We start from the raw sequence: 13,773 nt of genomic DNA, 5'->3' as shown, positions 1-13,773 counted from the left end.
TCGAAAATACAATTTTATAAAAAAACAACAAACCCACGATTTGGCTACGAGATCCGTCGATCTGCCTACATCCCAAAAATACCAAATCATCAACTTTGTAGCATCAATTTATTTTTAAACTAAAACACATGAAATCACAAAAAGTATGGTTTGTTACCGGTGCCTCCAAAGGACTGGGTTTAAGTTTGGTCAAGGAACTTTTAGCACAAGATTATCTTGTCGTAGCGACCTCGCGTACGAAACGAGCCCTGGAGCAAGAAATCGGTGAAAATGAAAATTTCCTTCCCCTTGAAGTCGACATCACCAATGATGCGGACGTCGCACGGGCAGCACTGTCGGCAATTGATTACTTCGGGCGGATCGACGTCCTGGTCAACAATGCAGGGTACGGGCAGACAGGCAGTGTCGAAGAACTCAGCGACTCCGAAGCCCGACGCAATTTTGACGTGAATGTCTTTGGATCACTCAATGCTATCCGGCATATCGCACCGCATATGCGACGTCAGCAATCGGGGCATATTTTTAACATCGCATCCATTGGTGGCCTTGCAGGAAATTACCCGGGTTTTGGAATCTATTGTTCCACAAAATTTGCTGTATCCGGATTTACGGAAGCGCTCGCTGTTGAAATGCAGCCTTTTGGTATTCACACGACCCTGGTTTATCCCGGTTATTTTAGAACAGATTTTTTATCCGATGGATCAATCCAAACCGCAGCCAATCCCATCGAAGCTTATGTCACTGCAAGGGAAAATGAAGCAGCGCACTTACACCAGATCCATGGCAATCAGACAAACGATCCGCAAAAAGCAGCTACTTTATTGATCGAGCTCAGCACTTTGACACATCCGCCAGTCCATTTCCTAATGGGTGAAGATGCCTTTGAACTAGCCAAAAACAAGATTAACATGTTGACTGCCGAGATCGAAAAATGGAAGAGCTATACCGTATCCACAGGTTTTGAACAGACTGCACAATAGCCTAAAGTTAGAACTGACAGCGCGGAAAAATCAGCAACATTAAAAAAAAGAAAATAACTAAATTTACAATTATGGAGAATACATTTCGCTTTCATTCCCTTTCGGAGTTCCATAGCTTTTGCGGGCTGCCCCAACCAGAGCATCCCTTAATCAGTTTGGTTGATTATAGTCAAGTGCACTATCCTATTAATGACAGCAAATTAAGTTGGATACAGCATTTTTATTCGATTGGTTTAAAGCGAAATGTAAATGCCAGGTTCAATTATGGACAGCAACAATATGACTTTGATTCGGGTGTACTGACTTTTATATCACCATTACAGTTCTTGAAAGTAGAGATTAATCAAGAGGTCCGCGCCCAACCCAGTGGCTGGATTCTCTTGATACATCCCGATTTTTTGTGGAACAGCGAACTGGCGAAGCATATCCATAACTACGATTTTTTCCAATATGAAGTCAACGAAGCACTTTTTCTTTCCGAAAAGGAGGAGGCGGTAATTGTAGACATTCTCCAGAATATCGAAAAAGAATATCAATCCAACATCGACAAATTCAGCCGCGAACTGATTATCAAACAGATCGAACGGCTGCTCATCTATGCAGAACGATATTACGAACGTCAATTTATCACACGAAAAAAGTCCACCCAAGAGCTGGTGACCCGTTTCGAAAATATACTATCGGCACATTTTAGCTACGACAGCCTGATCACAAAAGGAGTTCCAACAGTAAGCATGCTTGCCCAGCAGCTCAATCTTTCCCCCAACTATCTCGGTAGCCTACTGCGTATCTATACGCAGCAAAATACGCAGCAGCATATACAACACAAAATGATTGAATACGCCAAACTAAGATTGAGCACGAGTTCACTATCGATCAGCGAAATAGCATACGAGTTAGGCTTTGAACACCCACAGTCATTCAGTAAGGTCTTTAAGAAAAACACGCAACAGAGCCCAGTAGAATTTAGGCAGGCGTTTCAGTAACCTTACTCGCTGCAAACGTCGAGTTCATCCGTATCCAGTTTGCCCGCATGATCTGAAAAACCGATCGATCTTAGGCTATTTCCTCCAATCCATAGACCGTCAGAGCCGTGGGTCCTTGCTATTCTAGCGATACCATTAATCGGCATAATACCCTTCAACACCAATTCCGATCGTCCAAAAAAACTTAGCTTTCTCCAAGTCTTCGAGCAGCATATCCACATTCTCTTCGTATTCCCCTTCGGCCTTTATCGCTTCAATATCCTCCTGGATATCCTCTACGGTCATTTGCCGCCAAACACCGACTGAGCTGTTCAAAAAGGCATAACAATACCCCGCCTCAGCATCATCGACAGGTCCACTGTTTTTTTCACTCAATATATGGAGCAGTTCGTCGGCTTCCACCTGAAAGGGGTTAACCCCGTAGATGCTGACTTCGGTCTTTTGGGGATAAGGGCCATTAATGCTTTCGATAAATTCAAGCTGCCCCAGGTCATTGAAATCCAACCTTAATTCGAGCTCATCATAATAATACTGGCCGTCAAGGGCGTCTGATGGCGCACCCAGAAATTCCTGTACCTGCGCTTGGTCCATGCCGAAGGGTACTCGCCCCAAGTCTTCAATATGAATTCCTACAAGTGGAATAAATTCGATCTTTTTCATTGTTTACATCGTTGAGCGTTCAAAACATATCCTTTCTTAAATCGTAAGATCCAATAGCTTAGTACTCTTATAAAGATAGCTAAAAATTGATGGACAACAATTTTTAGCCAAACTTTTCAACAAGAATTAACCTTACAGATCCAGCATTTTGTTTTTATTTTCAGCATAAAAAAGAATACATACATCTACCAAACCAAAAATCAAAAACACCTATAAAACCCTAACTAACAACAATATAAACCAACAAGAAGTTTTAAAAAGTTTACCAACAGATTTACGCTACTGAAAAACACTCACTTTGCTCACTACCTTTATGGAAACCAAATACTAGACCTCAATGACCAATTCGTTTGCCCTATTGTCGTTATGCCTACTTAGTATATTGACCTCTGTTGGTTACGGCAAATCCAAAAACATCAAGTTATACGATCTTCGATGTGAGAACCTGATCAATCCAAATGCATTGGATAATACAAGCCCCCACTTCAGTTGGAAAATAAAGTCCCACGGAGGAAAAATGAGCCAACAGTTTTACGAAATTCAAGTTGCATCCGATAGCTTAACCTTACTTGAAAATCATCAAGCAGATTTCTGGCAATCAAATAAGATCGCCTCCGACGCATCTGTCATGGTGCCTTATGCAGGCAAGCCCCTTGCGTCTCGGTCCCTTTGCTATTGGCGAGTGAGGATATGGAGCAACCAAGGCGAGCAATCCGACTGGAGTGATATCCAACGGTTTGGCATTGGACTTCTGAAGGATCAGCCTATGCAAGGTGAGTATATTGGATTAAAAGGTGTGCAGAGTCCTTTGCTCCGAAAAAACTTTCATCTGGATGCCATGGCACTCTCTTTTTTGCATATCAATTCGCTCGGATACTATGAAGTATATATCAATGGGAAAAAGGTGGGCTCAGACGTACTTTCTCCTGCCGTATCCCATTTGAACAATCGTTCATTGATCAATACCTATGACATCAGCAGCTATCTCCGTAAGGGTGAAAACAGTATAGTACTTTGGCTGGGCACGGGCTGGTACAAGAAAACCACAGGTTTCAACGTTGCTCTCGATGGCGCGTTAGTCCGGGCTCAGCTCGACATTCGCAACAAGGGTCACTGGCAAACGAAGCTTGTCTCCGACTCCTCCTGGGAGGGTTCAGTAACCGGATACGCCGATACAGGGCCCTGGCAGGCACTGCAATTTGGAGGCGAGCGTGTCCAGGCGAGCCTAAATCCAACAGATATGGACGCTATTGCCTTAAACCATCGCTCCTGGTCGCCTGTATCCACGATCGCACTTCCTGGTCTAAAGGCCAGTCCACAAATGACCGAGCCCAATCGCATTCAGGCCACCTACCGGCCCACATCAATCAACAGGCTTAGTGATAGCACCTGGTTGATTGATATCGGAAAAGCACTAAATGGATGGTTCGAACTGGAGATGACTGGTTTAAAAAAAAATCAGACCGTTGTTTTCGAATATAGCGATGCCTTGGACACTGCTGGTAATTTTATACCTCAGGGACAACAGGATAGCTACATGGCATTAGGACTTCATCGCGAAACTTTTCGCAACAAGTTCAATCACCATGCTTTCCAATACATCAAAATTTCCAACCTCGGACATCCCCCCAAAAAGAAAGACGTTAAAGCGCATTTAATCCATACTGACTTTCGCCAGACCTCTTCTTTTATCTGTTCGGATCCGGACCTCAATGCCATCCACACGATGATCCAATACACCATGCGTTGTCTTTCTTTCAGTGGATATATGGTCGACTGCCCACATTTGGAACGGGCCGGATATGGAGGTGACGGAAATTCATCCACCAATACCTTACAAACCATGTTTGCAAGTTCGCCACTCTTTGTCAACTGGCTACAGGCCTGGTCGGATAGCATGCGCGAGGGAGGCAGCCTACCACATGTAGCACCCAATCCTGGTGCAGGTGGCGGCGGGCCTTATTGGTGCAGCTTTTTCATTATGGCGTCATGGCGTACGTATGTCAACTACCAAGATCCGCGGCTGATCCAACGCCACTATTCTGCCATGAAGCAATGGCTCTCTTATGTAGAGCGCTATAGCAGAGATGGGCTCCTTACACGCTGGCCAGATACCAAATACCGTGACTGGTATTTAGGAGACTGGCTTGCCCCTGCCGGTGTAGACGCAGGAGCTGCGCGTTCGATCGACCTAGTCAACAATTGTGTCGTGAGCGAATGCCTGACCACCATGGAAAAAATAGCCACAGTTCTCCAACTCCCACAAGAGGCACAGGACTTTGCCAAACGAAAAGAAAAATTGGATGCTTTGATCCATCAGGTATTTTTTAATAAAGAAACAAACCAATATGCCACAGGATCTCAACTTGACATGAGCTACCCCATGCTGCTCGGAATTACATCTAAAGCTTCTTATGCAAAAGTAAAACAACAGCTTTTAAAGGAAAGTGCCGAAAAATACAACAACCATATTGCCGTGGGGCTCGTTGGCGTTCCAATTCTAACCCAATGGGCTACAGACAACAATGCTGTTGACTTTATGTATACTATGCTCAAGCAGCGGGATTATCCCGGCTACCTCTTTATGCTTGATCATGGTGCTTCCACCACCTGGGAATATTGGAGCGGAGAGCGTAGCCGTATCCATAATTGTTATAATGGTATCGGAACATGGTTTTACCAGGCTATCGGTGGAATCCGTGTTGATGAAAACCAGCCGGGCTATAAACATATCCTCATCACTCCACAGATTCCCAAAGGTCTTACCTGGGCAAAAACAGCAATTGAGACTCCTTATGGTGAGGTTAAAGTAGATTGGTCCATCAAAAAGCATAAATTAAAGCTCGATATTACCCTTCCAGTCGGAAGTACTGCTACTGTAAAAGCGCCGGCAGGATTCGAGATGAAGGATGTTACAATCAATTACCACCACTAATCCAACTACTAAAAAAACTGAGCGGGTAATCCGGATCCGCCAAGTCGCCTCAAAATAATAAGCGGGACCAAAACTATTTGGTCCCGCTTATTATTTTTAAACCTGTAAGCGTATTATTTAAACCTGATCACTTACTGTTAAAGCCCGATCTGTATACCCAGATTGACGACACGTTGATTCTGATAGGCATCTCCAGCACTGTTGGAGGTCACCTCAGGATCCTGTTGATATAACGAATAATTCGTCCAGGTCAGCAGATTATATCCGCTCAGATATAAGCGCGCATTGTTCATCTTAAATGGTAACCATTTATTTGGCAACTGGTAGCCCAGTTCGACTGTCTTCAAACGTAAATAGGTCGCATCAATAAGCCAGAAATCAGACATATAGGTTGAGGGGCTATTAATCGTTGTCGGATTGGTCGTTAAGCGTGGAAATTTAGCTGTAGAGGCTGTTTGCGCAGTCCAGCGTTCTTGATGTATAGGTTGAAACTGACTTTGAAAAGGCTCAATACCACTTCCCTGAACACTGAAACTGTATCCGGTAGTTCCCTGCAACAGCACATTAAAACTAAAACCTTTGTAGCTTCCCCCCAGGGTAAGCCCAAAACTGGTATTCGGAACATTGGGCTTACCGATCACCGTTCGATCATAGTCATCAATTACACCATCGTTATTGAGGTCCTTATACCGCAGGTCACCAGGCTGCACCGCATATCCTCCTGATGGTTTTGGGCTTGTACCGATATTTTCATCGGTATAGAAACCATCGTACAGATAGCCCAATGGTTGATTGATCTGCTGCCCTGTCAGCCGCAGCCAAGGATAAGCTGGTGCCGGTTCATCCTGAAACAAGATCTTATTTTTGAAATACGTCAATACCCCTTTGATATTATAATTAAACGCACCGATATTGTTGTTTACATTCAATTCCAATTCCACTCCCCGATTGCGTACCTTCGCAATATTTGATGGCGACACGCCTACACCGATATGTTGGAAAAGCGACTGTGAAGTAACGAGCTGATCATACCGTAAATTATTAAAATAGTCAATGGTCATGGAAAACTTGTTTTTCCAAAGATTGACATCAAGCCCAACATCAAATGACTTCTGTTTTTCCCAAGTGACATTATTATTTCCCAGATTTCCTTCCGTGATAATCAGTGAAGGCTGATGGGTTTCACCAAACGAATAGTTTCCACCCTCATTGTATACTTGTTGGTACAAGTAACGATCACCGGCAACCTTGTCAGAACCAACGATTCCATAGGAAGCCCGCAATTTAAAGAGCTCCACAAAGCTAAAGGCGTCTTTGAAAAACGATTCCTTAGCTAGATTATAACCCGCTGACACCGCCGGAAAAAGACCATAACGCTGTGCCGCCTGAAAACGGTCCGACCCATTGTATGCCGCCGTCGCATCCAACAAGAACTTCTCTTTAAAGTTGTATCCTGCCCGAAAGGTATAGCCCTCAAAATTCTGTGGAATCCAGTTGGTTTTCTTATCCCCCTTTGTTTTATAGGATTCCCGATTATACAGTAAGAGTGCTGTCACCGCATGATCCCCAAAAGTTCGCGCATAGTTGAAGTTGGCCTGCACATTCACCCGACTGTTATAATCCCCCTGATACGCCCGCAGGGTATAATTTCCCAGCACATAAGGTGCCCCACCTTTCAGCTGGTAACTGCCCGAGCTTGGGTCATAACGATAGACCGGGATTTCATCACGGGCCTGCTCACGGCCGTTTGACTCGACGCTGGCATAGGCTACACGGGTCGAAAAAGAAAGCCCTTTTAACCAAGCGTTGAGTTCCTGCGTCCCGCCAAATAAAATATTGATGTCGTTGCGTCGATCCAAGCTATAACCAGCTGCTGCCAGGCGTGCATTGATGGTCGGAAGCAACTCCTGCGTATCGCTGGCATAAGTGAATGAACCATTTGGATTGATAAAAGGTGCTGACCAAGGTCTTATCTTATTAAAATTGAACACCTCACCAACGATATTTCCCGCTCTGGGCGAATTAATGCGATTGAAGTTTGCCCGGAAATCCAAACGTAATTTGAGTGTCCTTGTCGCCTGTACATCCAGATTCGACCGTAAGTTGAAACGACGGTAATAATAGTTATTATTGACCTTGTCGCCCTCATTTTCAAAATTGTAAAGGTTTCCATTTTGGGAGAAAGCACCACCCGACACAAAATATTTAATACTCTCACCACCGCCAGTGATATCAATATTTGTATTGTATTGTTGGCTCGATGGTTTAAAGATCCGATCGTACCAATTGATATCGGGATGACCATAAGGATCGTCCCCCGAACGGAAATGTGCCAAATCTGCTTCACTAAAAGGCTGATTGGAATTGTCACCCACCGTATTTGCTATCGCTTCATTCCATAAGAGCGCACTTTCATAGGCATTCAAAAACTTCAATTTTGTGACCGGGCTCTGCATACCTGATTCGACACGCGCATTGATCTTTGGCCTTCCCGATTCACCCCGCCGTGTTTTGACAACCAATACACCATTGGCTCCCTTTATACCAAAGACTGCTGTCGTCGATGCATCCTTTAAGATCGAAATACTTTCGATCTCATTGACATTGATCTGCGACAATTGTTCATAGGTATATTCAATATCATCGACAATGATCAGCGGCTGGTTTCCTTCTGGGTTTAGCGAACTGACACCACGGATATAAAAATCCGAAGCATCCTTACCGGGTTGGCCAGAACGTTGTACCGACACAAATCCGGGCAATCTTCCAGCCAGTGCATTCTGTACGCTCGACGTTGGTACCTGACGGATATCTGCCCCCTTTATTGAACTGACTGCGCCCGTGCTAGTGATCTTTTTCGTCGTACCAAATCCCACTACCACCACCTCATCAATATCCTGGCTGCTGGATTGCATAATCACTTCGATATTTTCACCCTGCTTCACGTCTCGTTGCTGGGTATTATATCCTACACTTGTAAACACTAAGACCTTAGTACCTCGTAAGGCCAATTTAAACCGTCCATTTTGATCTGTTTGTGTGGCTCCCCCTCCTTTCTCCTGCACCGATACACCCACCAAGGGGCCAGAACTATTTTTGACAATACCATTCACCATGGATTGCGCCAATAGTATAAATGGCGTCAAAACCATTATTGTTAACAGATATATGCTCTTTTTCATCCGTTTATATTTTATTTTTTCATGATTAAAGCCATTCGCGCAGCCTTCTTCGGCTTACGTAAATAAGCCAATTACCAGCCGGGGTTCTGTACCATTTTTGGATTTTTGATCACTTCCGAAAATGGAATGGGAGCCAAGTACATCTTCGTATCAAATGTCATTTTCAGAATAGGAAGTGACTGCCTGATCGCCCCGGTTCCCGTTTGATAAATGACTGTGGCGTGTAGCTCCTTATTAAACTCCTCTTCGGCTATTTTCCACCTTCGCACATCGTAAAAGCGATGCTCCTCAAAGGCCAGTTCCTTTCGCCGTTCGAGGTAGATCAGCTCCCGCATTTCTGCTTTGGTCAATCCTTCGGCAAGCTGATAGGGAATCAGCCCTGCCCGTTGTCGTATTTGTTCAACAGCGCGATAGACATTGACATCAGGTCTTTCCAAACGTTCATTTCGTGCTTCAGCATAATTCAACAATATTTCAGCATAACGGAACAGGATAAAGTCATGGTTTACATTACTATAGTTTGCCAGGGCTTCAAAATTTCCCATAAACTTGCGGAGGTAATAGCCCGTTTTTGTCTGTTGCTTGGATCCACCTGGTTTATCGGATCCCCCCTCAAAGGTTTGTACAGGACGATTTAACCAGGGGGCGCCATTATAAAAAACAGTTGCGTAGAAGCGGCTGTCGCGCCCTACATAAGGATCGTTAGGATCATAGCCTGAATTTTCGTCCGTAATTTTCAGACCGTTACTCATCCCAAAGGCGTCTACAAGTTCCTGGGTAGGACTAGTTCGACCATTGTTCACTCCATTGGCATAACCCACGGGACCATTGTTATTTTCAAAACTGGTATTATTGCCACCTTGTTTGGAAAAGATTCGTTCATTGTTGCGTGTGATAAAGACATCTTTAAACTGCGGTTCGAGCTTAAACAGGTTTAGGTCCATCAAGTCTTTGGCCGCATTCTCGGCCAACTGCCATCGCGCAGCAGAAAATACCGTATACCCCGTAAGAATATTCTGTCCATTGCTATTTCCACCGTTGAACAATGGACTGGCAGCATACAGGAGCACACGGGATTTTAGCGCCATGGCCGCCGCCTCCGTAGGCCTTCCATAAAAAGCCAGATTAAATGGATCAGTACGTAAACTATCTTTTATTGCGTCACATTCCCCCACAATATAGTTGACGCATTCTTCGAAGCTTGCCCGCGGCAACTCAATATCATCGTTCAGCTGGTATACCTTATCGCCCATCAGGGGTACCCCGCCATATCGCTTGACCAATTCAAAATAAAATAGGGCACGCATAAATTTTGCTTCGGCTTTCCATACACGCGGCATGGGCGTACCATTTTCCAGCTTCCCTTTTACTGGTACCCGATCAATATTTTGAATAAAAATGCTGGTCTTTCGAATCCCCTGATACCAAGATGCCCAGAGGTTGTCCTGATAATTATCCGAAGTATAAGAACCTGTTGCCAACTGCTGTACCGATGTGTTGGTCGGATTGGAGGAAACCGCATCATCCGTGGCTGCGTCAAGGAAATCTCCACCGACCCGATTCCCTAGGCTGGGCAGATAACGGTAGCAATCGGTCAGAAACCGGTTTGCATTTACGCCGGCCGAATCCCGTCGGTCAAACACCTGGTCCAGTGTCTGCAGCTCGATAGGCTCTTCCTCTAGGTCGCTTTTACAGGAGAAGATCCCGATCGCAACTCCGACTACAAGCACCCATTTTAACTGATCATATTTCATACGAATGATTGGTAATTTAAAGGCCATGCGGAAGCCCAGGTCCATTTTAGGAATAGGTTTTATTTCAGACGATCTGCATGATACTTCGTGCTCCTCAGCATGTATGTGGTTTGAATAGGAATATTTCATCATTGTTGATTTCTAAGGTTTATAATTTCACGTTTACACCAAAGCTTATGATCCGCTGTGCTGGATAAGCTGTACCTGATGAGATTTCAGGATCCAGACGTCCATAGGGGGTAAAAGTGAACAGGTTTTGCGCGTTTGCAAAAATGCGTACCGAGGATAGCTTCGCCCGCTTTGTCCAATTGAAGGGCAATGTATAGCCGACATCCAGGTTCCTGACCCGAAGATATTCCCCCGAACGGGTCCAGTAGCTCGAAATATTTTGTGTATTGGTCGGATCGGGTCCCAGCGTCAGCCTTGGATAAGTTGCAGCAGTACCGGTTTCCGGTGTCCAACGTCCCAGCATATAATCAAATCCCTGTCCGTCGCCAGTATTTCCGAAGGAATAATCCGTCTGTTGGTAACTACGGTTTAATACCCCCTGAAGCAATACGCTGAAATCAAACCCCGCAACATTGAATCCTACGGTAGTGCCAAAATAAACGAGTGGTTTTGTATTGCCAATGGCCGTTTGATCGTACTGGTTGATGATACCGTCTCCATTCAGGTCCACCAGTTTGACATCACCAGGATACACCTTATTCCCCGATAACAACGGTGCATGATCGGCTTCTTCCTGCGTCTGGATTAGCCCATCCGCACGGTAACCAAATGTCTGGCCCACGGGCATTCCCGTACGCCGGTTCCAATCGTATTGCTGGAAAACCTCGTTCATATACAGCACTTGGGTCTTCATACGTGATGCATTAGCGGTAATGAAATAGTTAAACTCACCGAAATTATTTTGATAGGTCAAACTGATTTCCTGCCCTTCATAACGGTTTTTACCAATATTTTCATTCGGATATCCAATACCGATCAAGTCAATGGTCGATCCGCGCTGTTGCAATAGGTCAAAATAAGTATCTCTAAAATAGTCGGCTGTCAATTTCAGTGTTGAATGCCAGAATGCAGCATCCAAACCGATGTTGAATTTATTTCCTTTTTCCCAGGTGCCCTCAATGTTGGCAAGTCCTTTTTCGATCAAGCTATTGGTGTAAGCGTATTCCGAGCCAAAGTCATAGCCGTTCGCACCATCCTGTCCATATGAGGCACGCCAGCTGTAATAACCTAGGGCTGCTTCGTTGGTATTGCCCGTCCGCCCGAAAGTGGCGCGCCATTTCAGTTGAGAAAGCCAATCCGTTTTCTCCTTCAGAAAGTCTTCCTGCATCATATCCCAACCCAAGCCAAAAGCATAAAATAGCCCGTATTGTTTTCCCGGCATAAAACGATTGAAGCCAGAATAGTTTAAGGCTACTTCAGCAAAGTACTTATCCTGATAGGCATAGTTTGCTGTCGCCGCAAAGTTGGTATAGATGGCAGGTAAGTCAAACTGATAATTGGCCGTTTGCCTGTCCATAAACAGTTTTGCTCCGACACGATGTTTCTCACTCACTTGTTTATCATAGCCCAGCGCCCCTTGGAAATAGAAAAAATTTGCGGTGGAAGTGGTCGCAAATGAATTTGGCTGATCCGCTATTGTTCCATAACGTACATACACGAGTTCTTTTTGCTCGTTATAGCTTAGGTCATACACCGGCTGTTGGCGATTGCGGTCAATGAGGCTCGACGAAGTCGAGGAAACATTTAATTTACCCTTTGCATACAGCCCGGGAACAAATTTGTCAAGCTTATAATTAAAATCGAGATTAGCCAGCAGATCCCTCGTATTATCCAACAGATAACCTGATCCCGTCGCAAGCTGGTACAAATTGGTTCGATAGACTGAGGAACCGCCATAAGATTGGTCTGGATTAAAAATTGGATATGCGTTGTTCGGTGTATTGTACAAAGCCGATAAAATTGATCCTGTTTTTGCCCCCGGCTGTCTGCCATCCTGTATTTTTCCAAAAAACTGCAGTCCAATCGTTAAGTCATCAGTTACATCCACATCAATGGCACTATTGATGAGATAACGTTTATTCTGTACATTGGTCTCGTAGTCAAATTTATCATCCGATTTAAATAGACCATATTGGTTCAGGTAGCTTAGCGAAAGGGCATAACGTGCATTTTTGATTCCGCCCTTCACGCCAAGGTTATATTTGGTGATTGGGTTATTGTCCCGTACGACTGCGTTATACCAGTTGACATCCGGGAAAAACAAGGAATTGGTTCCATCCCTAAAGGCTTTAAAATCGTCCGAACCATACACGGGTTGCCGCCCCGCATTAAGTAGTGCTTCGTTATAGAGATAGGCATACTGATAAGCGTTCAAGGGCTGCGGCATTTTCAACGATTGCTGGATTCCTGTTTGTGCTGTAAAGCTGATCCTTGGTGGTCCTGCCTGTCCTTTTTTCGTCGTTACCTGCAATATCCCTCTGGAACTCCGTTGTCCCAATAAAATGCTGGACAGTGCATCTTTGATCACGGTCACCGATTCGATGTTTTCGGGATCTATGGAATAGATATCCCGCTGTACACCGTCGATCATAGTCACCGGACTTTGTCCCCTTAGGTTGAAGCCAATTTCAGTATTGTCACCGATGCTGGAACGATATTTCACGGCATCCGAAGGGAGAGATCCCGCCAGATCATTAGCGGTGATTGCGGTCATGCTCGGTGACCGAAACCCGCTGACCTCCTGGGTAAACAGCCCCGGCATCCGGCCTGTAAGCGCATTCAAATACAAGGATGTCGGTACATCTTTGATCTGACTGTTATAGACTACCGAAACGGATCCAAGGAACTCCGAACTTTTCTTTTTTTCATAGCCTATACGCAAGGAGTCTGCACTTTGAAGTACGGCCGGCACGAGAGACACCAGTTTTTCGGCACCTCCCTTTATCCTCTTTCTATAATATCCCGGATATTCCACCCATAAGACTTCATGCGTAACATGGCCTGACGGGGAGAAATCTCCATTTTCATCGGTCTCACCGATAAGCTGCCGCCCGGCGTCATAGACCTTAGCACCTGAAATCGGCTTACCATATTCATCCACAATTTTCGGAAATTTCCCTATCGCCCGCTCCTCATTCCCTGAGGCTGTCTCGCGGAGCCGTGGATACCAGCTGGCTTGGGCGGTCTGTTTATCGGCAATCACCAACAGTACACCGACAACACTTAATTTTATATAATGGTTAAACATTTGTCATTCGTTTATAAGGT

The 13,773-nt window shown here is 44.9% G+C and carries 7 protein-coding genes; 3 read left to right on the top strand and 4 right to left on the bottom strand.

The genetic code is table 11. The features are described from left to right. The first annotated feature begins 128 nt into the window (after positions 1-128). Positions 129-980 carry an SDR family NAD(P)-dependent oxidoreductase gene (locus tag HPC41_RS18550; RefSeq protein WP_172395512.1) on the top strand — a complete coding sequence of 284 codons (852 nt, stop codon included), beginning with the start codon at positions 129-131 and terminating at the stop codon, positions 978-980. A gap of 71 nt (positions 981-1,051) precedes the next feature. Then, the gene (locus HPC41_RS18545) at positions 1,052-1,966 is read left to right on the top strand and encodes a helix-turn-helix domain-containing protein (protein WP_172395511.1); all 915 of its coding nucleotides are present in this window, start codon (positions 1,052-1,054) and stop codon (positions 1,964-1,966) included. A 135-nt stretch (positions 1,967-2,101) separates the two neighbouring features. On the opposite strand, the gene HPC41_RS18540 is transcribed toward HPC41_RS18545, so the two are convergent. Further along, positions 2,102-2,626: a hypothetical protein gene (locus HPC41_RS18540; RefSeq protein ID WP_172395510.1), complete on the bottom strand. Its 525-nt coding sequence runs from the start codon at positions 2,624-2,626 to the stop codon at positions 2,102-2,104. Between the two features lie 337 nt (positions 2,627-2,963). Here HPC41_RS18540 and HPC41_RS18535 point away from each other — a divergent pair, with 337 nt between their 5' ends. Next, positions 2,964-5,561, top strand: coding sequence for a family 78 glycoside hydrolase catalytic domain (locus HPC41_RS18535; protein WP_172395509.1), 2,598 nt, complete (start codon positions 2,964-2,966; stop codon positions 5,559-5,561). Between the two features lie 137 nt (positions 5,562-5,698). Here HPC41_RS18535 and HPC41_RS18530 read toward each other — a convergent pair whose 3' ends face one another. The 3 genes from HPC41_RS18530 to HPC41_RS18520 form a co-directional block, all read right to left on the bottom strand. Then, positions 5,699-8,743 (bottom strand): SusC/RagA family TonB-linked outer membrane protein, encoded by a 3,045-nt coding sequence (locus HPC41_RS18530; RefSeq protein ID WP_172395508.1) that lies wholly within the window; start codon positions 8,741-8,743, stop codon positions 5,699-5,701. A 71-nt stretch (positions 8,744-8,814) separates the two neighbouring features. Further along, entirely contained in the window at positions 8,815-10,629 is a 1,815-nt protein-coding gene (locus HPC41_RS18525; protein WP_246250864.1) for a RagB/SusD family nutrient uptake outer membrane protein, read from the bottom strand. Positions 10,630-10,645: 16 nt separating this feature from the next. Then, a complete protein-coding gene (locus tag HPC41_RS18520; RefSeq protein WP_172395507.1) occupies positions 10,646-13,753 on the bottom strand; it encodes a SusC/RagA family TonB-linked outer membrane protein in 3,108 nt (1,035 codons plus the stop codon). Positions 13,754-13,773 lie beyond the last annotated feature (20 nt).

Origin of the sequence: Sphingobacterium prati (assembly GCF_013167215.1) — a bacterium.
Classification (GTDB): domain Bacteria; phylum Bacteroidota; class Bacteroidia; order Sphingobacteriales; family Sphingobacteriaceae; genus Sphingobacterium; species Sphingobacterium prati.
The sequence above is the reverse complement of the archived record's forward strand: the minus strand, read 5'-3'. Positions and strand labels throughout refer to the sequence as shown.